The 22,396-nt window shown below is 56.2% G+C and carries 22 protein-coding genes; 14 read left to right on the top strand and 8 right to left on the bottom strand.

What is annotated here, in order from left to right; all coding sequences use genetic code 11:
- Positions 1-37: 37 nt before the first annotated feature.
- Positions 38-1,201, top strand: coding sequence for a ribonucleotide-diphosphate reductase subunit beta (locus BT199_RS18080; RefSeq protein ID WP_072434120.1), 1,164 nt, complete (start codon positions 38-40; stop codon positions 1,199-1,201).
- A 141-nt stretch (positions 1,202-1,342) separates the two neighbouring features.
- Here the strand turns inward: BT199_RS18080 and BT199_RS18075 are convergent, their stop codons facing one another.
- A complete protein-coding gene (locus BT199_RS18075; RefSeq protein WP_072435213.1) occupies positions 1,343-2,122 on the bottom strand; it encodes a nucleotidyltransferase family protein in 780 nt (259 codons plus the stop codon).
- On the bottom strand, positions 2,103-3,506 hold the full coding sequence (dgt, locus tag BT199_RS18070) for a dGTP triphosphohydrolase (RefSeq protein ID WP_072435212.1): 1,404 nt from the start codon (positions 3,504-3,506) through the stop codon (positions 2,103-2,105). Before dgt ends, BT199_RS18075 begins: the two co-directional genes overlap by 20 nt.
- Before the next feature lie 453 nt (positions 3,507-3,959).
- On the opposite strand from dgt, the gene BT199_RS18065 reads away from it, so the two are divergent.
- The 3 genes from BT199_RS18065 to BT199_RS18055 all read left to right on the top strand — a co-directional run bounded on the left by BT199_RS18065 (position 3,960) and on the right by BT199_RS18055 (position 6,023).
- Complete coding sequence (locus BT199_RS18065) at positions 3,960-4,490, top strand: BRO-N domain-containing protein (protein ID WP_072435211.1); 531 nt, start codon at positions 3,960-3,962, stop codon at positions 4,488-4,490.
- Positions 4,491-4,589: 99 nt separating this feature from the next.
- Complete coding sequence (locus tag BT199_RS18060; RefSeq protein WP_072435210.1) at positions 4,590-5,303, top strand: HNH endonuclease; 714 nt, start codon at positions 4,590-4,592, stop codon at positions 5,301-5,303.
- 72 nt (positions 5,304-5,375) lie between these two features.
- Entirely contained in the window at positions 5,376-6,023 is a 648-nt protein-coding gene (locus tag BT199_RS18055) for an HAD-IB family hydrolase (protein WP_034135539.1), read from the top strand.
- A gap of 119 nt (positions 6,024-6,142) precedes the next feature.
- Here BT199_RS18055 and BT199_RS18050 read toward each other — a convergent pair whose 3' ends face one another.
- The 3 genes from BT199_RS18050 to BT199_RS18040 form a co-directional block, all read right to left on the bottom strand.
- A complete protein-coding gene (locus tag BT199_RS18050; RefSeq protein WP_072435209.1) occupies positions 6,143-6,547 on the bottom strand; it encodes a type II toxin-antitoxin system tRNA(fMet)-specific endonuclease VapC in 405 nt (134 codons plus the stop codon).
- Complete coding sequence (gene vapB / locus BT199_RS18045; protein ID WP_072435208.1) at positions 6,540-6,779, bottom strand: type II toxin-antitoxin system VapB family antitoxin; 240 nt, start codon at positions 6,777-6,779, stop codon at positions 6,540-6,542. Before vapB ends, BT199_RS18050 begins: the two co-directional genes overlap by 8 nt.
- A 373-nt stretch (positions 6,780-7,152) precedes the next feature.
- Entirely contained in the window at positions 7,153-8,112 is a 960-nt protein-coding gene (locus BT199_RS18040; protein WP_072435207.1) for a LysR family transcriptional regulator, read from the bottom strand.
- A 193-nt stretch (positions 8,113-8,305) separates the two neighbouring features.
- Between BT199_RS18040 and argH the strand changes: the two genes are divergently transcribed.
- The 7 genes from argH (at position 8,306) to BT199_RS18005 (ending at position 15,156) form a co-directional block, all read left to right on the top strand.
- A complete protein-coding gene (gene argH, locus BT199_RS18035; protein WP_072435206.1) occupies positions 8,306-9,733 on the top strand; it encodes an argininosuccinate lyase in 1,428 nt (475 codons plus the stop codon).
- A 161-nt stretch (positions 9,734-9,894) separates the two neighbouring features.
- Positions 9,895-10,773, top strand: coding sequence for an amino acid ABC transporter permease (locus tag BT199_RS18030; RefSeq protein ID WP_019819278.1), 879 nt, complete (start codon positions 9,895-9,897; stop codon positions 10,771-10,773).
- Positions 10,774-10,797: 24 nt separating this feature from the next.
- Positions 10,798-11,562 (top strand): amino acid ABC transporter ATP-binding protein, encoded by a 765-nt coding sequence (locus tag BT199_RS18025; protein WP_072435205.1) that lies wholly within the window; start codon positions 10,798-10,800, stop codon positions 11,560-11,562.
- Between the two features lie 25 nt (positions 11,563-11,587).
- Positions 11,588-12,409: an ABC transporter substrate-binding protein gene (locus BT199_RS18020; protein ID WP_072435204.1), complete on the top strand. Its 822-nt coding sequence runs from the start codon at positions 11,588-11,590 to the stop codon at positions 12,407-12,409.
- A gap of 101 nt (positions 12,410-12,510) precedes the next feature.
- Entirely contained in the window at positions 12,511-13,680 is a 1,170-nt protein-coding gene (locus tag BT199_RS18015; RefSeq protein ID WP_072435203.1) for an MFS transporter, read from the top strand.
- A 54-nt stretch (positions 13,681-13,734) separates the two neighbouring features.
- On the top strand, positions 13,735-14,685 hold the full coding sequence (locus BT199_RS18010; protein ID WP_014719610.1) for a hypothetical protein: 951 nt from the start codon (positions 13,735-13,737) through the stop codon (positions 14,683-14,685).
- Between the two features lie 90 nt (positions 14,686-14,775).
- On the top strand, positions 14,776-15,156 hold the full coding sequence (locus BT199_RS18005) for a transcriptional regulator (RefSeq protein ID WP_072435202.1): 381 nt from the start codon (positions 14,776-14,778) through the stop codon (positions 15,154-15,156).
- Between the two features lie 110 nt (positions 15,157-15,266).
- On the opposite strand, the gene BT199_RS18000 is transcribed toward BT199_RS18005, so the two are convergent.
- The 3 genes from BT199_RS18000 to BT199_RS17990 all read right to left on the bottom strand — a co-directional run bounded on the left by BT199_RS18000 (position 15,267) and on the right by BT199_RS17990 (position 18,805).
- Positions 15,267-16,712 carry an amidase family protein gene (locus BT199_RS18000; RefSeq protein WP_072435215.1) on the bottom strand — a complete coding sequence of 482 codons (1,446 nt, stop codon included), beginning with the start codon at positions 16,710-16,712 and terminating at the stop codon, positions 15,267-15,269.
- Between the two features lie 231 nt (positions 16,713-16,943).
- Positions 16,944-17,564 carry a hypothetical protein gene (locus tag BT199_RS17995; RefSeq protein ID WP_256575721.1) on the bottom strand — a complete coding sequence of 207 codons (621 nt, stop codon included), beginning with the start codon at positions 17,562-17,564 and terminating at the stop codon, positions 16,944-16,946.
- 182 nt (positions 17,565-17,746) lie between these two features.
- The gene (locus BT199_RS17990; protein WP_014719614.1) at positions 17,747-18,805 is read right to left on the bottom strand and encodes an MBL fold metallo-hydrolase; all 1,059 of its coding nucleotides are present in this window, start codon (positions 18,803-18,805) and stop codon (positions 17,747-17,749) included.
- 122 nt (positions 18,806-18,927) lie between these two features.
- Between BT199_RS17990 and BT199_RS17985 the strand changes: the two genes are divergently transcribed.
- From BT199_RS17985 to BT199_RS17975, 3 genes are all read left to right on the top strand, one after another.
- Positions 18,928-19,557, top strand: coding sequence for a TetR/AcrR family transcriptional regulator (locus tag BT199_RS17985; RefSeq protein WP_014719615.1), 630 nt, complete (start codon positions 18,928-18,930; stop codon positions 19,555-19,557).
- Between the two features lie 186 nt (positions 19,558-19,743).
- Positions 19,744-20,802, top strand: coding sequence for a diguanylate cyclase (locus BT199_RS17980; RefSeq protein WP_072435200.1), 1,059 nt, complete (start codon positions 19,744-19,746; stop codon positions 20,800-20,802).
- 263 nt (positions 20,803-21,065) lie between these two features.
- Complete coding sequence (locus tag BT199_RS17975; protein ID WP_020303112.1) at positions 21,066-22,385, top strand: methyl-accepting chemotaxis protein; 1,320 nt, start codon at positions 21,066-21,068, stop codon at positions 22,383-22,385.
- Positions 22,386-22,396: the final 11 nt, after the last annotated feature.

Below are 22,396 nucleotides of genomic sequence, written 5' to 3'. Positions count from 1 at the left end.
CAAAGGCGCCAACGCCGGCCACGCCACCGAAGCCAACATGGACCGCCTCGACGGTGCCGGCGCCGCTGCCGCCGTGGAAGCCCGCGCCGTCACCGCCAACGACTCCGCCGCCATCGTGCGCGCCAAGGCCGCCCTGGACAAACTCGACGTCGCCGAAGGCCTCGCCGAGCTGGAAGGTGCCTCCGCCCGCGTCGCCGTTGATGAAAAGCGCATGATCAACTGCCGCGCCGACCTCAACCAACTCGTGCCATTCAAGTACGACTGGGCCTGGCAGAAGTACCTCGACGGCTGCGCCAACCACTGGATGCCGCAAGAGGTCAACATGACCGCCGACATCGCCCTGTGGAAAAACCCCGAAGGCCTGACCGACGACGAGCGCCGCATCGTCATGCGCAACCTGGGCTTCTTCTCCACCGCCGACTCCCTGGTAGCCAACAACCTGGTGCTGGCCGTGTACCGCCTGATCACCAACCCGGAGTGCCGCCAGTACATCCTGCGCCAGGCCTTCGAAGAAGCGATCCACACCCACGCCTACCAGTACTGCATCGAATCGCTGGCCATGGATGAAGGCGAGATCTTCAACATGTACCACGAGATTCCATCGGTGGCCAAAAAGGCCGCCTGGGGCCTGAAGTACACCCGCTCGATCTCCGATCCGAAGTTCGAAACCGGCACCGTCGACACCGACAAAGAGCTGCTGCGCAACCTGGTCGCCTACTACTGCGTGCTGGAAGGCATCTTCTTCTACTGCGGCTTCACCCAGATCCTGTCCATGGGCCGCCGCAACAAGATGACCGGCGTGGCCGAGCAGTTCCAGTACATCCTGCGCGATGAGTCGATGCACCTGAACTTCGGTATCGACGTGATCAACCAGATCAAAATCGAAAACCCGCACCTGTGGGATGCCGAGATGAAGGAAGAAGCGACCCAGATGATTCTGCAGGGTACGCAGCTGGAGATCGAATACGCGCGTGACACCATGCCGCGTGGGGTGCTGGGCATGAACGCGGCGATGATGGAGGATTACCTCAAGTTCATCGCGAACCGTCGCCTGTCGCAGATCGGCTTGAAGGAAGAGTACCCAGGCACCACCAACCCGTTCCCGTGGATGAGCGAGATCATGGACTTGAAGAAAGAGAAAAACTTCTTCGAGACCCGTGTGATCGAGTATCAGACGGGTGGGGCGTTGAGCTGGGATTAAACATACCAGCGGTAAATTAATTTACTACAGAGGCCGCCATATCTGGCGGTCTCTTATTAAAACCGTCCAAAAACCAACTAGCATCAAAATCCAAATCTAAAAACTCTTAACATCACTCAATCATAGCGCCTTTTATGATCATCACTCAAAAAACGGCAGCGAAAAATTTCGTCCTTTAAGAAGAACTGAACTACCAAACAAATCTTCTTCCAAAGAAAAAACCTCATCTCTAAAGTTATAATATTCAAATTCAGAAAGATAAATTTTACCTAGCATATCAACCTGAGCACTAACAATTTGCGTCGCGCTCCATTTCGGCAACTCTTTCTTTAAATATTTAACAAGTTTCGGCATTAAAATTTGAGCCTGCCTATCACAGATAGAGCGAATAATCCTCATAAGTACGCCTGTTGGGTTAGGATTATACTCCATAACAATATCCAGCTCCCCAATCTTCAGACACTCCAAATAAGAACCAGCGGCTATAATTTGCTTATCCTCAAAGGAAAACGCAATAGCATCCCAATTTGTAATCGTTGTCAGCAACAAGCTTTCTCTATTTTCAAACGTGACACAGCCATTCTTAAAAGCCCAAGTCTCACGAATAGGCCATACATCGACTGTCCAACCGGCTATTTCGACTCGATACCCACCAAACTTATTTCGCCTAGACTTATACATACATTCATTAAAGAAAGAAAAAAGCTCCGAGGGCGCGCAATCCACAACCAAATCAATATCAGAGTTAAAATTCTTAACTCCGAACAAAGCAATATCTCTAAGCAGCCCACCAAAAACAAGCACCTCTCCCACTAACGAGGCGCTTTTAATAAAATCTAAAACATCAGCCCTTTTAGGAGACTCGAAAAATCTAACTACTCTCTTTTTCAAGGACTGATTATTATCGGCAATGTCTATCATAAAGCGGTTTCAACTCTGTATGCAGCGCAATCAAATAACTATCAGTCATACCCGATATAGCATCAGCTAACAGCTGAGCTTCTTTATAACATTCAGACAAACTATTTTCCGAATCAGAAAAAATTCTACGATAGCTTTCCGAAATTCTTGAATAGGCATATTTCCCAAATGGCGTTTCACATTCATAACCACCGTGCAGCCTGCCATGAATACCGACCCAGAGCATATCCATGGTCTCTTCGATATAATTATTGCCCCTAAGTTCAAGCTCCAATACGCTCTTATGCTTAAACCCGTAGGCCATATCAAAATCCTTAAGAGCCTTACAAAACTTAGAGGACTCCGTCAAACTCATTATCCCCTTATAAACCTGCTCACCCTGTAAAAGACTTGCGCAGCCTTTAGAGAACTCTTCAACGACGGATTTAACCATCGCTGTAATCGCATGAACCCTAAACATTTGCATAGAGCAATCGTTTAACTCTTGAGGACTCAAACTACCCTTTTCAAATTCGGAGCTGTTGCCCTTAGCCAGAAAAATTACGCTGTCCGTTACTGGATCCTGATGACAATTTTTCTCTAAATATCTAATCAAATCGTAATAAGAGGCCAAGCCTTTTTTTACCGTATCTTCAGCATCCAAAACGGAGTACGCAATATCATCACAAGCCTCCATTATATAAGTTAATGGATGCCTAACGCCCTCAGACAAACCCGTCTCTTCCCAAACCTCCGACACTATTTTTTCTTCTGATGAAAAATACCCTTGCTTCTTCCATTTTTCTTTATCAATACTACTTGTTGAGACGGGATACTTAATCAATGCTGCGAGAGTGGCATAAGTCAAATTCAACCCATATTGATCATTCAGTATTTGCAGCTTCGACACCAACCGTAAGGTTTGCGCATTCCCATCAAAATGCACAAAATCAAATGCGTCTTTGCTATTACCTCCAAACACTTTTGCTTTATTTGTTAAAAACCAATTTCTAATTGCATACTCTCCTTGGTGGCCAAAAGGAGGGTTTCCTAAGTCGTGCACTAGTCCTATCGCAGCCAACAAAGCAGGGATGCTGCGTTGAATAAACTCGCTCGAGCCCGCTCCTTCAAAAATACCTTCATACTCATAAACAAGCCGCAACCCAATACTTCTGGCTAAGGTAGCAACTTCATGTGAATGCGTCAGGCGAGTTCTAACACTGTCATTATTATCTAAAGGGAATACCTGGGTTTTATCCGCCAACCTGCGAGTTGGAGCAGAAAACAAAATTCGATCATAGTCCCGCTCGATTTCAAATCGCCCATTGGCGCTAGCAGACGCTCCTTCGGGTTTTAACTTATCTTTCCTACGCTTTTGATTTAACAGCTGAGTCCAGTTAAGCATGTGAGGTCCTTTTCATCAGAGGTACGGCCGGACGGCCATGATACGGGAGAAGGGTAAAGTATAAACAGCGATTGCCCTTCTGGGGATTTTCTTCGCTACCCAGTAAGCCACTACCTTGACCCGCAGAGGTGGTGCCAATACCCTAGAAGCCGGTGCCTAAGAAACACCTCACACAGCGGACTGACCGCACCCGACAGTAGCGGCTTTTTTGTGCCTACGGTTTCCCCGTGGGCATCGAAAATCTCTATTATGCCGGGAGTGGGCTAATACAAGACCCGAAAGGGGAATATGTCCGGCCCTCTGTGTGGGGTTTCTTAACTCCCGGCACCCAGCCCTAAGAAAGCTGACATCACACAGAGGTAATGGAAATGCCTAGAATTTTCACCTTCCTTGCGAAGGCTATCTGCTGCGTTAGACCTGCCCTCCAAGCACCTCTGATAAATGAGGTGCGTCATGCATGACCCCTTCTCCCCTACTGTCTTCACCCGTCAAAACCTCCCTTTGCACGCATTTCTTCTGGAAGACCAACCGTGGTTTTGCGCTCGCGATCTTGGGCGTTTGATGGGTTGGTTCCTGGATGAGCGAACAACTCGCAAGCTCGATGAAGACCAACGAAGAACCGTAAACCTTGTATTCCATGGTCAGCCGCAAGAAATGCTGATGATCAGCGAATCTGGGGCTTATGCATTGCTGGTCTATCACTACACACCGGGTAATCGCCTACTGCGAAGCTGGCTTACTCATGAGGTCGTTCCAACCCTGAGGGACGAGCAACAGCCACGAACGGTGGAGCGGCCTTTGTTGAGCATGCTGGATTGGCCAGAGATGTCCTTAAACCTGCTGCATTGGCAGGACGAAGGTTGGATTAGGCTACGGGACATGCCGTATTTGTTGGTGAATAGAACTCATCGGATAGCCCCCTCAAAAACGCCCTGGTGGCGAAAGCTCACTCAACCCTTCCGTATAAAGCAGAGAATTTACTAACGCGAGCGAGCGCCAAATCTCGCCAGCTCGTAGGAAATTTCGTAGACGCAGTAATGGCTACTCAGTATCGTCCGAGGGTTTTCTACCCTCGGCGGCTGTATGGATATAACCAAAGACAAAACGGACTGGAACGACTCAGAGCTAGCAGCGGCAGTAGAGGCGTACCTAAAGATGTTGGCGTGGGAAAAGAACGGGCTGCCATTTAACAAAGCGCATGAAAATCGCTTACTGCGACAGGGACCCGTGGCGGGCCGTACTGAAGGCTCCATTGAGTTTCGGATGCAGAATATTTCTTCGGTTTTGGTGCAAATGGGCCTGGACCGGATCAAGGGCTATAAGCCTGCTAACAATGTTGGCTCCGGTGTGGAGCAACAAATTCGCAAGGCCCTCGCTGACGTTCGAGTGTTTGAATCGGATGAAGCGGCCCAAACAGCAGACGAACAAACGCTGATACGACGTGCTAACCAGCTGCAGTTCCAACTTTTTGATCAAGTGCCGGATGGGATTGCAAAGCCGCAAAAAGTACCCATTACTAGTAATGCCTTCGTCCGCGACCCAAAGGTACGCGCCTGGGTGCTCAAACAAGCCAAGGGCATTTGCGAAGGCTGCGGCTCTAACGCGCCTTTCGAGGTCGATGGCCTGCCATTTCTTGAAGTACATCACGTCAAGCACCTCGCCCAGAAGGGTTCGGATCGCATCACCAATGCTGTAGCCTTGTGCCCCAATTGCCATCAGCGTTGCCACCGGTCGAGTGATCGGGAGGCTTTCACCGAAGGGCTTTACGCCAAAATCGGAAGATTGGCACGGGAGTAGACTCCTGCTGTCACACCTGATGCATATTCAAAAAATACTAGATTGGACCGAGGCCAACCCGTGAACCCAGACATGCTCGAAGCCGGCCCCGCAGACGCCAAAGTACTTTCCGTCTTTGACTTCGACGGCACCCTCACCCACCACGACAGTTTCGTGCCCTTCCTCAAGTTTGCCTTCGGCACCGGTGAGTTTTATGGCCGGATGGTCAAGCTGGCGGTGCCGGGGCTGCGGTTTTTGGTGCGGCAGATCAGCCGGGATGAGTTGAAGGCGCAGTTGATTCGCACCTTTATGACCGGGGTGAAGAAGGCTTGGGTTGAGCAGCAAGCGCAGGCATATTGTCAGGCGCGCTGGAGCAAGCTGATGCGCCCGAGCGGGTTGCAGTCGGTGGCGGATGAGGTGAAGTCCGGGGCGGTGGTGACGCTGTGTTCAGCGTCGCCGGCGTTGGTGTTGCAGCCGTTTGCCGATCGGCTTGGCATTCGTTTGATCGGCACTGAGCTTGAGGTGGTGGATGGGGTGCTGACCGGCAAGCTCACCGGGAATAATTGCCGTTGTGAGAACAAGGTGCTGCGGCTTGAGGCGGTGTACGGGGACCTGGGGGAGTATCGGCTCAGGGCCTGGGGCGATACGCGTGGAGACCGGGAGTTGCTGGCGGCGGCGCAGGATGCGCATTTTCGGCATTTTCATGCGAAGAAGAAAAAGCGGGCTCGAGTGCAGCGGTGATGCGGGTGGGCGGGCGGGGTTGGCGGGTGAACCGAGGCGATCCCATCGCAGCCTCGCTGGGGCTCGACAGCTCCCACAGTTTGGTCGGAGTCAAGCTCGATTGGCACGACACCAAAGCCTCAGGCAGCTACCCAGTTTTCTACAATCAAGCCATTCACGCGTTTGAACTCATCCTCATTGTTCGTCACGAGGACCAACCCAGAGCTTCTCGCATGCCCGGCGATATGAAGATCATTAACGCCAATTGGCGTCCCCTTCTTTTCCAGATCTGAGCGTATGGAGCCGTAATGAAATGCGGCTTTATCGTCATAGTGGAGGACTTCGAGCCGGGAGATGAAGTCCTCTACAGTTCTGGTGTTCTTCTCTACAAATTGGCTTTTTTCTGCTCCATGCATCAGTTCTGCGAGGGTGATTGAAGAGATCACCATACGGCCCACGTTAGCGTTGAATTTTTCAAGTATTTCGATAGGCCTGCGCTTGATGATGTAGATCACGATATTGGTATCAAGCATGTACTTAATCATCAAAAGACTCTCGTTCCTGCTGGGTTTGATCGGCGCGCTCCTCCATAAAATCATCAGATACCGAGTTGTTTGCAAGGAAAAAGCTGTCCCAAGTGTTTTCAGTCGGCGAAATGATCAGCTCACGCCCCACGGCACGGACCTCGACAGTTTTCACTCCTGCAGGAAAACGCATGTCGGCAGGGATGCGGATGTTTTGCGTCCGATTATTGGTAAAGATCGTTCCAGAAGACATAGGGAACACCTCTGTGGGTAGGGATGACTGATAAGAATGATAGTTCGACGATGCTCTATTGCATAGCTCTATGGCAGCCATCCGACGAATGCCTAGCCTCAGCGCACAAGCATGGGGTACTAGGAGGCGAACGCTCGGATCACCCTATTTAATAGCCGGTAGCTACTTCCTACAGTCGTGAAAACGCTAGCGCACACTCAAATTTTTCAACAAATCCACAATTCACATTTAAAACGATAACGGCCTGTGAAGAGGGGTAAGGGTTGATGGGTTCGGCACGGAAACCGAGTCGATCCCTTCGCAGCCTCGCTGGGGCTCGACAGCTCCCACATTTGATCTATGTTGCTCGGTGCAATAGTGCTTGGCAGGAGAGTCAGGTGGACGATTTGAGGTCCACGCCCAAGGCCGTCGCGAAGGCTTTCACCATCGGGCTTCTCGGCGCGTTGTGGCGCAGGATCAGGTTGAAGGCGGTGCTCAGGTGAACCTGTTCCGGGCACAGTGCGCGCAGGCGCCCTTCCCTTACCAGTGGCGTGGCGTAGTGTTCTGGCAGAAAGCCCAGGAAGCGGCCGGTGAGGATCAGGATGGCGACGGCTTCCACTTGTGAAGCCGAGGCGGACTGGCTGTCGTGGCTGACGAAGTTGGCCTTGTCGCGATGGATCGCATACCGATGGTTGACCACTTCGTATTGGCGAAGAGCGTCGGGGGTGATGTCGCTCGCAGTGAACAAGGGATGCCCTACGGCGCAGTAGGCGTGGGCCTTTTCTTCGTAGAGTGGGAAGTAATCGAATTCTTCACGGCGTTGGTACACCGGGACGATGCCGGCGACCAGTCGCCCTTCCACTACCCCACGTTCAACTTCGTCCAATTGCGAGGCGTGTAGGCGCAATCTTATTTTTGGCGATTGGCGATGTAAGTTGCCCAGGGCGGTAATCAGTGGGGAACTAACGTCGGAGACGGTGTTATCGATAACGCCCACACTCAGGTCGCCGATGAGTTCATTCTGCGCCGAACTAAGCTTGTCGCGAAAACTGTCCACCGAGGTAAATAACTCGATGGATGCTTGATACACCAACTTGCCTTCTTCGGTCAGCCCGAACCCTTCGCGGCCCCGTGTGCACAGGCGCATGCCGATGCGAATCTCGAGATCGGAGATCTGTTTGCTGATGGCCGCCAGGCCCACGTTCAGCTCGTTTTGCGCGGCACTGAAGCCGCCGGCTTCGACCACGGCCATAAATACCCGCAACAATTTAAAGTCCAGCCCGCTCAGTTGCAGCGGCGCTCGTGTGCCGGGTTTTGGCGGCAGGTTTCCAGAAGTGGAAAGTGGGGTTTCCATAATGCGCGTTGACCTCGAGTGCCATATTCAACAGGCTTGAACCCAATCCTTGAACATAGCCAGGCGGCGATAATGAACATAAACATCCGCCCTTGGCAACCTTGAATACGGCGCGTCAGACGCCGGTTCTATACCGATAAACTTGTGTTGAAACTGCCTCCGACTCTTCTAAAAACAAGCGTGAGGAATACCCATGTCCCAGCCCACCGACCGCCTTTGGGGCGCTCGTTTCAAGACCGGTCCGTCTGCGGCGTTGGCCGCGTTGTCGCGTTGCCCTGAGCGCTATTTTCGCCTCACGCCCTACGACCTGGCCGGCTCCCGCGCCCATGCCCGTGAGTTGCAGCGCGCCGGTTTGCTGGATGAATCGGAAACCCTGCGCACCCTCGAAGCCCTGGACCGTATCGGTGAGGATTTCGCCGCCGGTCGCCTGCATCCCACCCTGGATGACGAGGACGTACACACCTTTATCGAACGCGTATTGACCGAGCGCCTCGGTGCCCTGGGCGGCAAGTTGCGCGCCGGACGCTCGCGCAATGACCAGACGGCCAATGATCTGCGCCTGTTCCTGCGTGACCATGCACGCACCATCGCCACTGAGGTGTTGGGCCTGCAGCAGGCGTTGGTTGAACAGGCCGAGCAACATGTGCAGAGCATCTGCCCGGGCTTCACCCATTTGCAGCAGGCGCAACCCATTGTGTTTGCCCATCATTTGCTGGCTCACGCGCAGTCGATGCTGCGCGATGTGCAGCGCCTGGTGGATTGGGATGCGCGTACGGCCCTGTCGCCGTTGGGCGCGGCAGCGATGGCAGGTTCGGCGATAGCACGTCAGCCGCAGCACTCGGCCAAGGAAATGGGCTACACCGGGCCATGCGAAAACTCCATCGACGCTGTCGCCAGCCGTGACCATGTGGCGGAGTTCCTGTTTGTGGCGGGCATGCTCGGGGTGAATATTTCGCGGCTGTCTGAGGAGTTTTGCCTGTGGTCGTCGCGCCAGTTTCGCTGGGTAGTGCTAGACGACGCCTACGCCACCGGCAGTTCGATCATGCCGCAGAAAAAGAACCCGGACATTGCCGAACTGGCGCGGGGCAAGGCCGGGCGTTTGATCGGCAACCTGACCGGGCTGATGTCGACGCTCAAGTCGTTGCCGCTGTCGTACAACCGTGATTTGAGTGAAGACAAGCACAGCGTGTTGGACAGTGTGGACACCTTGCTGCTGGTGTTGCCGGCGATGGCCGGGATGGTGGCGACCATGAAGGTGCAGGTAGAGGAGCTACGACGCCAGGCACCGATGGGCTTTACCTTGGCGACTGAGGTGGCGGATTGGTTGGCCACCCGTGGTGTGCCGTTCAAGGAGGCCCATGAGATTACCGGCGCGCTGGTGCAGGCCTGTGAGCAGCATGAGATTGAGTTGTGGCAAGCCTCACCGGCGATGTTGGCCGAGGTGGATGGGCGGCTCACCCCGGACGTGCGTGATTGCCTGACCCTGGAGGCGGCGATTGCGGCGCGCAGTGGGTGGGGTGGTACGGCGCCGGAGCGGGTGAAGGAGCAGATTGGGCGGTTGAAGATGGCGTTGGCGGCTCAGCAAAAGTGGACTGAAAGTTATCAAGGATTTCGGATTTAAGCCGGTGACGATCGTTCCCACGCACTGCGTGGGAATGCATCCCGTGACGCTCCGCGTCGTCACGTTACGCGCCAACGGCGGGACGCGGAGCGTCCGAGGCGGCGTTCCCACGCGGAGCGTGGGAACGATCACGCATCAAGAATAAATTTTGGAGTAGCAACATGAATCAAACCCCGGCCGAGCGCTTGGAAGCCGAGCGCAAGTTGTCTGAAAACCAGTTCGATATCACGCAGTACGAGCATGTGCCGCGGCGGTATTACGGGCGGATGTTTTTTGCCACGTTGATCGTGATTGTGTTGGCTGCGCTGTTGCGCGCGTTTGCCAATGGCCAGATCGAATGGTCCTACATTGGCCAGTTCCTTACGTCGCAAGCCATCCTCTGGGGCCTGGTGAACACCATCGTCATGTCGATCCTGGCGATGGCATTGGGCGTGGTGATCGGCGTGATCACGGCGATCATGCGCATGTCGGCCAACCCGATCCTGCGTTACGTAGCCATCACCTACACCTGGTTGTTTCGCGGTACACCGCTGATTTTGCAATTGTTGCTGTGGTTCAACCTGGCGTTGATCTTCCCGGTGATCGCGATTCCGGGCCTGTTCAGCATCGACACCGTCGACCTGATGACGCCCTTCGTAGCCGCCCTGCTCGGCTTGAGCATCAACCAGGGCGCCTACACCGCTGAAGTGGTGCGTGCCGGCTTGCTGTCGGTGGACACCGGCCAATACGAGGCGGCCAAGTCCATCGGCATGCCGAGCCTGCAGGCGCTGCGCAGGATCATTCTGCCGCAGGCCATGCGCGTGATCATCCCACCCGTAGGCAACGAGTTCATCAGCATGGTGAAAATGACCAGCCTGGCCAGTGTCATCCAGTATTCGGAACTGCTGCACAACGCGCAAAACATCTACTACGCCAACGCCCGGGTGATGGAGCTGCTGATTGTGGCGGGCATCTGGTACCTGGCGGTGGTGACTGTTCTTTCATTTGGTCAAAGCCGCCTCGAGCGTCGTTTTGCCCGCGGCGCCGGCAAGCGTTCGTAAGCCTGGGTTGAGGAGATTTGCCCCATGAGAAGCATCGTCAAGGCTGTCAACCTGAACAAGTATTACGACCAGTATCACGCCCTGCGTGACATCAATATCGAGGTCGAGCAAGGCGAGGTGATGTGCATCATCGGCCCGTCCGGCTCGGGCAAAAGTACCCTGCTGCGTTGCGTCAACCAGCTGGAAAAGATCGACAAGGGCGGCCTGTGGGTCGACGGCGAACTGGTCGGTTATCGGGTAGTCGGCAACAAGCTGCACGAGATGAACGAAGCGCAGATCGCCCGCCAGCGCCTGGCCACCGGCATGGTGTTCCAGCGTTTCAATTTGTTCCCGCACATGACCGTGTTGCAAAACATCATCGAAGGCCCGTGCCAGGTGCTCAAGCGCTCGCCCAAGGAAGCCATCGAAGACGCGCTGGAACTGCTGGCCCGCGTTGGCCTGGCGGACAAGCGCAATGCTTACCCGGTGGAGTTGTCCGGTGGCCAGCAACAGCGTGTGGCAATCGCCCGTGCCTTGGCGATGCGCCCCAAGTTGATGCTGTTTGACGAACCCACATCAGCCCTCGTCCCGGAGCTGGTAGGCGAAGTGCTGTCGGTGATGCGCGATTTGGCCACCACCGGCATGACCATGATCGTGGTCACCCATGAATTGGGCTTCGCTCGCGAAGTGTCCAACCGCATGGTGTTTATGGACGCCGGCCAGATTGTGGAAGCCGGCAGCCCGGAAGACATTCTAATAAGCCCACAAAACCCGCGTACCCAAAGCTTTATTTCTGCCGTTCGCACTTAACTAAAAAACTAACGAGAACGCCCCCATGAAGAAGATGTTTATCCCTACCTTGCTTGCAGGCCTGATTGCCTCCTCATGTGTATTCGCGGCCTTGCCGCAAGCCATCAAGGACAAGGGTGAGATCAGCGCGGCCATCGTGCCGAACTACCCGCCGATGGACTTCAAGGACCCGGCCACCAACACACTCACCGGCTTTGATTTCGACCTGGGCAACGCCCTGGCCGAGCGACTGGGCGTGAAGATCAAATGGCAGGAAACCGGCTTCGAACAAATGCTCAGCGGCCTGACCACCAAGCGCGTCGACATCGTGCTGTCAGGCATGACCGACACCGCCGAGCGCCAGAAAGCCGTGACCTTCATCGACTACTTCACCAGCGGCCCGCAGCTGTACACCCTGGCCAAGCGCGAAGAGATCAAGGAATTGACCGACCTGTGCGGTAAAAAAGTCGGCACCAGCCGCCGCACCACCTGGCCGTCGGAAATTACCGCCTGGAGCAAGGCAAACTGCGAGGCGGCGGGTAAGCCGGCAATCGTGGTGATCGGCACCGAAGGCTCGGCGGATGCGCGGGCGCAGTTGCAGCAGAACCGCCTGGATGCGGCGATGCAGGGCAGCGAGACCATTCCTTATTTGATGTCGCTGGACAAGGGCAAGTACAAGCCGGTGGGGCTGGCGATTTCCAAGCAATTCACCGGGCTTGGGATTGAGAAGAGCAATACCGAGTTGGTCACGGCGATCAGTGAGGCGTTGCAGGGCATGATTGATGATGGGACTTACGGCAAGATCCTGAAGAAGTGGGATCTGGAGCAGGGGGCGGTCGAGAAAATCAGCATAAACGCGGGCCAGTAAACACCGCAAAACCTGTGGGAGCTGGCAAGCCAGCTCCCACATTGGATCGGTGTTCATTTAAGTTGTGTTGTCGTGAAGATATAACAAGGACCCCTCCCACCGTGGCTACCTACTCCCTGGTAATCCGTCGCCTGATGATCTGCTCGGTGACCATCGTGGTCAGCCGTGCCATGACCAGCCCATTGCTGGCCCTCTGGCTGAGCACACGCCTGGGCCTCAACCAGCAGGACATCGGCTTGCTGATGGGGATCGCGGTGTTCATCGCCACGCTCATGGGGTTGTACGGCGGCTACATCATCGACCGGCTGGAAAAGCGCAAGCTGCTGATCCTGGCCATGCTCTCCAGCTCCATCGGTTTTTTGTTGCTGACCTTTGCCAGCAACCTCTACCTCACCACGCTGACCCTTGTTGTGACTGAAGCCGCGTCGGCGCTGTTCCTGATCGGCTCCAAGGCGATCATCAGCGAGAACCTGCCGGTGGGTGAGCGCGCCAAGGTGTTTTCCCTGCGCTACACCCTGACCAATGTCGGTTATGCAACGGGCCCGATGTTGGGTGTATTGATCGCCGGCCAACTGCCGTGGGCGCCGTTCCTGATTGCCAGTGCCATTGCCTTTGGCAGCCTGTTCCTGATGATCGGAATTGCGCCGACTCAACGGGACGAGCGTCATAAACCCCAGAGTTTTCTCAGCACCCTGCACACCTTGCGCAGCGACCGCACGTTGATCCTGTTCACCAGCGGCAGCCTGTTGAGCACCATCGTCCATGGGCGCTACACCCTTTATCTGTCGCAGTTTTTGCTAGTGGCCTACACACCTGACCAAGCACTGAAAATTTTGTCTGCGGTGCTCGCCTGCAACGCCATCACCGTGATTTTGATGCAGTACCAAATCGGCCGATTTCTCAAGCGCGAGCAACTGCGCCATTGGATCGTGCTGGGCACCTTGCTGTTTATTGCCGGGCTGGTCGGCTTCAGCCAGGCAAACAGTCTGCTGAGCTGGTGCCTGGCGATGTTCGTGTTCACCTTGGGCGAGATGATCATCTATCCCTCAGAGTTCCTGTTTATCGACACCATCGCGCCGGATGCACTACGGGGCAGTTATTACGGGGCACAGAACCTGGCCGCGTTTGGCGGGGCCATGAGCCCGGTGATTTGCGGCTATCTGCTGATCAATGCGGCGCCCACCAGCATGTTCTTTGCCTTGGCCGCACTCACGGCCATGGGCGGCACCCTGTGTTTCTTGAGCGGGCGACGCGTGGCAGGTTCTTGCTGATATTTACGCAAGATCCGGCTATTAATAGCCAAACCTCTGAAGGACCCGAGCCCCATGAAATTCGACACGGCCTACAGCCTGAGTCTCGACGACAAGGTGTCGATCTATGACATACGAGACCTGAATTTCGACGAAACCACCGCGTTCGATTCCGACAAGGACAGCTTCCTGTGCCCCAACGACGCCTGCCGCGCGGCGTTCGATAGCACCAATGCGTTGAGCACTTTCAACGCCAAGAACGTCAACTACCTGCGCACGCCGCACTTCAAGAACAAACCCGGCACGCGGCATATCGACGGCTGCCGCTATGCCGGCAGCCATAAACCTGCGACGGGTGAAAATGACGACGAGCGTGAGGAAAATTTCCCATCGGAATTTGTGCTGACGCGGCGACTGTACGAGCCTAAAACGCCGGTAGTCGGCACCGCTGGAAGCGTCCTTCAGGAGCCGACGAAAGCGCCCGCAAACCGCGCTACCACCTCTTCTAGCAGCAATGACTCGATCCCGGACAAAACCAGCGTATTCGCACACCCGGTGGAGTGCTACGTGTCCAACATCGATGACAAGGACAAGCTCAAGGCCATGCCTTTGAAGATCGGTGAGCACGCGGCGACCTACTGGGCATTCTTCAAGAAGATCGAATACCTGCAAGACAACCAGGGTTTGATTTACTGGGGCAAGATCAAGACCATCAAGGACTACACCAGCAGTTTTCGCATCGACTTCGAAAAGAAGGTGTGGCTCGACAGGAAGCCTTATTCGGTGAACGTCTACCTGAGCAAAAAGCTCATCGAAAACTACCGCAAGCGCACGGCATTCCTGGAGCAGATCAAGGCGGCGGCCAGCAGTGAACGGTCGCTGTATTGCTTTTTCTATGGGGTCACGCCGCAGCTTGTGCAGGTGCCCAGCCAGAAAAACCCCGAGCAGACGTTCGGGGTATTCAGCGCCAGGATCGAGAATCTGGATCACCTGATTATTCGTGAGGCACCGGGGCTGGAATCATAAGGGGTTGCAACGCCAGTGGATGAGCGGTAGAAACAACTGTACAAAAACACAGTATAGTTGCACCTCCCCTGTCGAACCTGGAGAAACCCCATGTCCTCTCTGGCAATGAGTTCTTTCGTAGAACAACAGATCGTCCTGCATCAATTCACCGCCAAACACTGCGCGCAGGCGCGCGTCATGCTGGGCTGGAGCCGCGAAGCGCTGGCTCGCCAGGCTGGCGTGGCGGTGCAAGCCATTGAACAATTGGAAGACCACGGCGACGTGGACGATGAAACCCGTTTGATCCTGGCGTTTCGCCTGGAGGCCGAGGGGCTGGTGTTTTTCCCGGGGTTCGCACCGGGGTGGGGGATGAGTGCGCGTCGGTTTGATACCGCCGCAGCGCAACCTTCTGCACAAGGCCTCATCTCCCGATTGATGGGTTCAACCACCGCAACCATTGACTCACAAACGCTTCAATCCAATGGTGCGTAGAGCCCAGGCGTGTCCCTGGGCACCTCAATGGTTTCAAATGTACTTGTAGCGGTCGATTGAACCCTGGCACAACCTCTGCGACGCAGCTGTCTGCAGAGGCTGATTCAAACTCAAGTTTCAGTAATCTCAACCACGTCATCTGTACTGACAGGTGTCGGTGTGAAGGGAGCACCTGGGAGAAAAGCCGGTTTTTGAATGGCTTGTGAGGCTTGTTCATAACCATAGGCGACTGACAGCAAGGTGGCTTCACTGTTGGCGGAGCCATACACGTAAAGTGCCGTGGGCATGCCTTCCTCATCCATGCCTGACGGAACGGATATGCCTGGGTACCCGGCCGCTGCACTGAAAAAATAATTGTGGGACTGGAAGTTCGACACCATGGCGTCGAGCTTGTGCTCCTTCATGGGGTCATCAATGGTTTTCTGAAATATAGGAAGGATGGCTTCCCACAGCGCATCGCGTTTTTCCTGGGTGGTTTCCAGCTCATTGATCATTTCCAGCAGTTTCTGGTCAGGCTCACCAGGTTTCTGGGTGCGGTTGATAAAAACAATCAGCTCAGAGAGTGACTTGACCGGCAAACCTTCCCGTCCAGCCAGGTAGTCTTCCAGCTGTTGCTTGACCTCCGAGAACAGCGCCTCGTTATAAACCTCATAGGCTTGATCGGAGACGCCAGCATCCAACCGCTGCATCGGCACCAGAATCGCCCCCTGGGCCTTCATCACTTCGAGCGCCGCCTCATAGTGCTTGCGGTCTGCCCGCTTGGCTGGGTCCTTGGCCTCCTCTACGGACAGCTCAGGTAAAGGGGTGTAGCCAATTCGCTTGCCCTTCAAGGCATCGGAGCGCAGACCCTTGGTGTAGGCAGTGGTCTCGGTCATTGCGTTAAGCGCTTCTGTAGCATCACAGATATTGCGAGTGAACGTCCCCACCGCGTCCATGCGGGTACTGGTCATGACGCCTTCGGTACTGACCAGGCCCGTTGTTGTTTTCAGGCCAAACACACCATTGTAGGCGGCAGGGGTGATGATCGATCCGTTGGTTTCCAACCCCAATGCCACAGGCACATGCCCTTGGGCGACCGCCACTGCCGAACCTGAACTCGACCCCGCCACCGGCCCTCCGAGTCGATGGGGGTTAAGCGTCTGACCACCTCGGGAGCTCCAGCCATCCGCAGGTGAAAGTGAGCGAAAGTTGGAGAACTCACTCATATTGGTTTTCCCCACGATCACTACTCCGTGCTTCAACAAATTCTCGACAACCTTGGCGGTTTTAGTGGCCGGCGCGCCCACCAAGGCCTTCGAACCTGCACTGGTCTGCATGCGGTCATTGGTTTCAAAGACATCCTTGAGCGCTATCGGCACGCCATGCAAGTACCCGCGTACGCGGCCATTGGCACGTTCCTGATCGCGGGCCTTCGCCTCCCTCATGGCATCCGGGTTGGTTTCCAAAAACGCATTGCCGCCCTGTAGCCCACGATCAATATTGGCAATTTGTTTGAGCGAGTCCTTCAACAGCGACTCTGAGGTGACGCCGCCTCCTTGGGCCATCTCCGCTGACATCTGGCAGGCACTCTTGAAACCTTGCACCGGGTTTGAAAGCTCCTGAAGCAGGCCCGTGGCCCATCCACCTGCCGAAACTGGTCCGATCATGAAGTGCCCCTCTGTTTGACTGAGTGTGAGAGCTATCGGTCGATAGCGCCGCACCAGTCTAAGAGCCGACCACCCACCACTATTTCAGGCGAATCCTGCCACTGCGTCCTACCCTTCGCAGCCCGATGTAGGCATCAATACCTACGGCCGCAGCACGCGGTAAGCTCGTACCAGTGCCGCCAAGCGATCACCCGCCCAGCGCGCACCGTAAAACCAGACCTTGGAGCCGTCTTCCAGGGTTTCACACATACTGGGGTAGCCGCTTTTACAGGCGTGATGAAAGGCGGCTTCGGGATCCTCTGACACCAAGGCATCAAGGCGAAGACCTACCACCAGCTCGTCGATTTCATGACAAGCCTGCTGACAATCACCGCTGCGCTGCATATCCACTGCCACGCATTGCGCACCAGCCTGGCGCAGGGTGTCGAAGACTCGGTTCAAGGCCGCACTGCGTGCGACCCGTTCAACCTGCTTGCCCTGCACATAATGCTCGGCATAGCCGATACGATATCCCGTCAGCGGCAGCGAGGCGGTGAAGGTGGTGTTATTCAATACCAGCGGTACCTCCACCATCACCGGTTCGGTAGGGTCAACGCCGCTGATGGCGATCAGCGATAGCGCGGGATCGCGCACCGGCCGTATATGGGGAGCCAGGGCGTTATACCCAGGTATGGGCGTGGCGCCGGCACGTTGCTCGGTGCCAAAGACAATAGAAGGGGGAGCGGCACCGGGGGGTGAAGCGGGAACGTCGACGGCGTTCATTAGCGATGGCAGCGGTTGAGCTGACGCACACGGCAAACCCATCTTCCAAAGTTTCTTACAATGGCTGTCCATCGAAACATCCTCCCGGAGATAAAATTTCCGGGGGATCATCGCACTCTCTCTTGACCTTTGTCGCAGGGCTGAAATTCGCTGAAAAGCTCTTTTCCAAACGGGCCTTTGGCTCAGCCTGCTGCGTGTTCGTTGACCGATTGAGGTTCCACTTCCAGCCACCAGGCATGCCCACGCTCAGGCTGGTTCAAGCGAAAAGCCTGGCCCATCGCCGGAGTGGTGATCGAAACATTGCGCTCCCAGGCCAGGGCCATGATGCGGTCGAAGGGCTCATGCCAGGCGTGGAAGGCCAGGTCGAAGGTGCCATTGTGAATCGGCAGCAGCCAGCGCCCTTTAAGGTCGATATGCGCCTGTAGTGTCTGCTCCGGCTGCATGTGCACATGGGGCCAATCGACATTATAAGCGCCGGTTTCCATCAGGGTCAGGTCAAACGGCCCGTATTGCTCGCCGATGCGTTTGAAACCGTCGAAATAGCCCGTATCGCCACTAAAAAAGATACGCCGCGTGTCGTCGATCATCACCCAGGAGCACCACAGGGTCTGGTTGCCATCAAACAGGCCGCGCCCGGAAAAGTGCTGGGCCGGCGTGCAGACAAAACGAACGCCATCGACCTCGGTGCCCTGCCACCATTGCAACTGGCGGACTTTGCTGGCATCCACGCCCCATTTGACCAGTGTGTCGCCCACGCCCAGGGGCGCCAGGAAGTAGCGGGTCTTTTCGGCCAATTGGACCACCGCTTTGCGGTCGAGATGGTCGTAATGATTGTGGGAAAGGATCACCGCTTCCAGCGCAGGCAGCTCTTCAAGACTGATAGGCGGCTGATGAAAACGCTTGGGGCCGGCCCAACGCAATGGCGAGGCGCGTTCGGCAAACACCGGGTCGGTGACCCAGAATTTACCGCGCATTTTCAGCAGCACGGTTGAATGGCCGAGGCGATACACGCTGTGATCAGGGGCGGCCAATAACTGCTCGCGGGTCAGTGGCTGTACCGGAATCTGCCCCACCGGCCGTGTCGTTCGCGGCTTGTTGAATAGCATGTTCCAGAAAATGCGCAGGGTCTTGCCCAAGCCACCGTGCTGCACCGGCGTGTCGTTGCTGAAGTGCCCCAGGCCCTGCTCAGCAGGCTTGGGCGCCGAGGGCGCAGGGTCGAGACGGGTTGAAATCGTAGCCATGACAAAGTGACTCCTGCGGTCCGCTCAAGTATTACACTGCACAGTGTAGTTTCTAGATTGCAACAAAATCCGGAGCAAGTAAACTGCCCGGTGTAATTTCATTGTTGAGTCGAATGCCTTCCATGACTGCCCCCAAACGCCTCACCGAGCGTAAACGCGAAGCCATCGTGGCGGCGGCGATTGCCGAATTTCGCGAGCACGGCTTCGAGGTCACCAGCATGGACAAGATCGCCGCCAGCGCTGGCGTTTCCAAGCGCACCGTGTACAACCACTTCCCCAGCAAGGAAGAACTGTTCGCCGAGATCCTCCACCAACTGTGGGCCAGCAGCGTTGCCCAACTGGACGTGATCTACACCAGTGACCGCCCACTGCGCGACCAACTACGCACGTTGCTGGAAGCGAAAATGCAGATGATGTCAGACGCCAACTTCCTCGACCTGGCACGCGTGGCCATTGCTGCCACTATCCATTCGCCGGAGCGCGCGCAAGACATGGTCAACCGCCTCAGTGCGCGGGAAGAAGGCTTTACCCAATGGGTGCGCGCCGCCCAGGAAGACGGCCGCCTCACCGGCACCGACCCGGCGTTCGCCGCCCACCAGATCCAAAGCCTGCTCAAGGCCTTTGCATTCTGGCCGCAAATCACCCTCGGCCAGCCCACCCTCGACCCTGCCACCCAGGCCCACGTCATCGAATCGGCCATCGACCTGTTCCTCGCCGGCTACGAAGCCAGCACGCAGCGCACGCCCCAGTAAGCCCTGTTGCAGGAGCGACATTTAAGGTCGTTTATGGCGTTTTTGCCCGCTGTTTTGCGCAAATGGCCTGGAAGGACACTGATTAATCCCACAGGAATAATCGACAATCCACCTTTCTTATCCGACCACCGGCTCTGCCCGCTGACGCGTGCTGTTGCACCCGCAAAAAAGTTGACCCAGGACACTATGGAAAACAGACGAGGCAAAGGGCTTTCATTTGCCAGGCGTATCTACACGCCAAGGATTATCGGCCTGGGTATCGGTAGCATCAGCGTAATCGGGGCTTTGTATCCCTTGTCGATGCCCGGTTGGGTCTGGGCGTTGCTGCTGTTCAACGGCATTGCCTGGCCGCATGTGGCGTACCTGATTTCCACTCACTCGCCATTTCCCTACCAGGCCGAACAACGCAACCTGCTGTATGACTCAGTGCTGGGCGGATTCTGGGCCGCGGCCACTCAGTTTTCGCCACTGACAGCGGTGACTATTCTGTCGATGATGGCCATGAACAACGTCGCAGCCGGTGGCAAACGCCTGTTCCTGCGCGGGTTGCTGGCACAGGCGGCCGGTATCGCGGTGGCCTGGGGCCTGTTCGGCATCAAGTTCGACCCCAGCGTCAGCCTCACCGAGGTCTACACCTGCCTGCCGATGCTGACGCTCTACCCGATGGCCATCGGCATGGTCTGTTACCAGTTGGCGATCAAACTGTCGCAACACAAACGCGCCCTCAGCGCCCTGAGCCGCATCGACAGCCTCACCGGCCTGCTCAACCATGGTTCCTGGAAAGACCTGCTGAACCTCAAGTTTCACAAGTGCCAACAGCAACACGGCCAAGCGACCATTGCTTTGATCGATATCGACCACTTCAAGCACATCAATGACGTTCATGGCCACACCGTGGGTGACGCGGTGCTGCGCCAGTTGAGCCAAGCGCTGCGCGAACACTTGCGCGAAGAAGACCTGGCCGGCCGCTATGGCGGCGATGAGTTCTGTGTGATTCTTCCGAAAATGCGCATGCAAGCCGCTGCGCAGGTAATGGAGCATCTACGCGAAACCTTCAGTCACTATCGGCATCCGCAAATCCCAGACCTGCGCGTCAGCCTGAGCATTGGCCTGGCGGATTTCCACCCGTCCTTCAAGGACGCGGTCATGTGGCTCGATGCTGCGGATCGCGCGTTGTACACCGCCAAAAACAGCGGCCGCAACCGCGTCAAGATCAGCGAATGCACGGTCGTTCATTCAGCCTGAGTTGTCTGATGACACCTCGTCCGAATCTTGCTCCGCCCACCTGCTGCAATAGCATAATGCCGCCATTGGTCGCCTGGCCAAAATAGTCCTGCCTGACGAGCGAACTTCCAGGCCGATTGATCACTCTGAGACCGTTGTTCTACCCCCCTCTGTCAGCACCAGGAAGCTGGCAATGAGCAAGTCAACCGTAAGGCCAGGGGCCCTACGGGGTCAGGCGCAAATACATGGACCCCGCATACGCTTGCATGCCCGAGCCCTCCACCATGCTATTTCACGCTCACAAGAAAACCATCAGTACCCTGCAACACAGCCTTGCCCAACAGACCAGCCTGCTGGACGCCATCGAGCGCTCCATGGCCGTGATCGAATTCGACTTGCAAGGTACCGTGCTGCGCGCCAATGACAACTTCTTCAAGACCATGGGCTACCGCGCCGAACAGATCCTGGGGCAGCCCCATCGGATGTTCTGTACCCCGGCGTTCGCCCGCAGCGCGGACTACAACCAGTTATGGACGCACCTGCGCAACGGCCAATTCCAGTCGGGCACCTTTGAACGAGTAGGCGGCAACGGCGCCTCGGTGTGGCTGGAAGCCAGCTATAACCCGGTACGGGATGAAGCGGGGAATGTAATCAAAGTGGTGAAATACGCCATGGACGTCACCCCGCGCCTGCAAGCCGAGAGCGAAGCCAACGCCAAGCTTGCAGCCATCGACCGCGCCATGGCGATGATCGAGTTCAACCTCGACGGCACCATCATCACCGCCAACGGCAATTTCCTGCAGCGCATGGGCTACAGCCTGGCGCAGATCCAGGGCAAGCATCACCGCCTGTTTTGCACGGCCGAACTGGCCAACAGTGCGGCCTACAGCGAGTTCTGGAAGCGCTTGAACCAGGGCGAGCTGTTCAATGGCCAGTTCGAGCGGGTGGATAAACACGGCCAAGTCGTGTGGCTGGAAGCCAACTACAACCCGGTGTACGACGCCAGCGGGCGCTTGTGCAAAGTGGTGAAGTTCGCCTCGGACGTCACCGCCCGCGTGCTACAGCATGCCGCTGACGCACAGAGCGCCGCCCAGGCTTATCACCTGTCGTTGAACACCCAGGAGATGGCGGAAAAAGGCGCTGAGGTGATTCAGAAGACCGCCAGCGGCATGCGTGAAATTGCCGTGGATATCGACACCTCTTCGCAACTGATCGCCAAGCTGGGCGAACGCTCGCAACAGATCACCGCCATCGTCAACACCATTCGCGGCATTGCCGACCAGACCAACCTGCTGGCCCTCAACGCCGCCATCGAAGCCGCCCGCGCCGGCGAGCAGGGACGTGGCTTTGCCGTGGTGGCCGATGAAGTGCGGCAACTGGCCGCGCGCACCAGCGGCTCCACCGCGGAAATCTCCGGCATGATCGCCATGATCCAGGACGAAACCCGCCAAGCCATCGACAGCATGGACGCCACCCGCGACCGCGCTGCCCAGGGTGTGGAACTGGCCAACCAGGCCGGCACGGTGATCCTGCAGATTCGCGAAGGTACCGGCGAGGCGGTACAAGCGGTAAGCGCGTTTGCCAATGAGCGGGGCAATCGCTGAACCCTTGGCGC

The sequence above is a fragment of the Pseudomonas sp. NFR02 genome (genome assembly GCF_900119375.1).
In the GTDB taxonomy this organism is placed as follows: domain Bacteria; phylum Pseudomonadota; class Gammaproteobacteria; order Pseudomonadales; family Pseudomonadaceae; genus Aquipseudomonas; species Aquipseudomonas paracarnis.
This window is presented reverse-complemented; position numbering and strand designations above follow the sequence as displayed.

What these genes read in the sequence shown, in the direction of transcription:
- BT199_RS17995 (WP_256575721.1), bottom strand. Translation starts at nt 17,564, where the DNA reads ATGAACGCCGTCGACGTTCCCGCTTCACCCCCCGGTGCCGCTCCCCCT.
- BT199_RS18005 (WP_072435202.1), top strand. Translation starts at nt 14,776, where the DNA reads ATGTCCTCTCTGGCAATGAGTTCTTTCGTAGAACAACAGATCGTCCTG.
- BT199_RS18065 (WP_072435211.1), top strand. Translation starts at nt 3,960, where the DNA reads ATGCATGACCCCTTCTCCCCTACTGTCTTCACCCGTCAAAACCTCCCT.
- BT199_RS18030 (WP_019819278.1), top strand. Translation starts at nt 9,895, where the DNA reads ATGAATCAAACCCCGGCCGAGCGCTTGGAAGCCGAGCGCAAGTTGTCT.
- vapB (WP_072435208.1), bottom strand. Translation starts at nt 6,779, where the DNA reads ATGTCTTCTGGAACGATCTTTACCAATAATCGGACGCAAAACATCCGC.
- BT199_RS18000 (WP_072435215.1), bottom strand. Translation starts at nt 16,712, where the DNA reads ATGTCAGCGGAGATGGCCCAAGGAGGCGGCGTCACCTCAGAGTCGCTG.
- BT199_RS18050 (WP_072435209.1), bottom strand. Translation starts at nt 6,547, where the DNA reads ATGATTAAGTACATGCTTGATACCAATATCGTGATCTACATCATCAAG.
- BT199_RS17975 (WP_020303112.1), top strand. Translation starts at nt 21,066, where the DNA reads ATGCTATTTCACGCTCACAAGAAAACCATCAGTACCCTGCAACACAGC.
- BT199_RS18020 (WP_072435204.1), top strand. Translation starts at nt 11,588, where the DNA reads ATGAAGAAGATGTTTATCCCTACCTTGCTTGCAGGCCTGATTGCCTCC.
- BT199_RS18010 (WP_014719610.1), top strand. Translation starts at nt 13,735, where the DNA reads ATGAAATTCGACACGGCCTACAGCCTGAGTCTCGACGACAAGGTGTCG.
- BT199_RS18055 (WP_034135539.1), top strand. Translation starts at nt 5,376, where the DNA reads ATGCTCGAAGCCGGCCCCGCAGACGCCAAAGTACTTTCCGTCTTTGAC.
- BT199_RS18060 (WP_072435210.1), top strand. Translation starts at nt 4,590, where the DNA reads ATGGATATAACCAAAGACAAAACGGACTGGAACGACTCAGAGCTAGCA.
- BT199_RS18075 (WP_072435213.1), bottom strand. Translation starts at nt 2,122, where the DNA reads ATGATAGACATTGCCGATAATAATCAGTCCTTGAAAAAGAGAGTAGTT.
- BT199_RS17980 (WP_072435200.1), top strand. Translation starts at nt 19,744, where the DNA reads ATGGAAAACAGACGAGGCAAAGGGCTTTCATTTGCCAGGCGTATCTAC.
- dgt (WP_072435212.1), bottom strand. Translation starts at nt 3,506, where the DNA reads ATGCTTAACTGGACTCAGCTGTTAAATCAAAAGCGTAGGAAAGATAAG.
- BT199_RS18080 (WP_072434120.1), top strand. Translation starts at nt 38, where the DNA reads ATGGACCGCCTCGACGGTGCCGGCGCCGCTGCCGCCGTGGAAGCCCGC.
- argH (WP_072435206.1), top strand. Translation starts at nt 8,306, where the DNA reads ATGTCCCAGCCCACCGACCGCCTTTGGGGCGCTCGTTTCAAGACCGGT.
- BT199_RS17990 (WP_014719614.1), bottom strand. Translation starts at nt 18,805, where the DNA reads ATGGCTACGATTTCAACCCGTCTCGACCCTGCGCCCTCGGCGCCCAAG.
- BT199_RS18025 (WP_072435205.1), top strand. Translation starts at nt 10,798, where the DNA reads ATGAGAAGCATCGTCAAGGCTGTCAACCTGAACAAGTATTACGACCAG.
- BT199_RS18040 (WP_072435207.1), bottom strand. Translation starts at nt 8,112, where the DNA reads ATGGAAACCCCACTTTCCACTTCTGGAAACCTGCCGCCAAAACCCGGC.
- BT199_RS17985 (WP_014719615.1), top strand. Translation starts at nt 18,928, where the DNA reads ATGACTGCCCCCAAACGCCTCACCGAGCGTAAACGCGAAGCCATCGTG.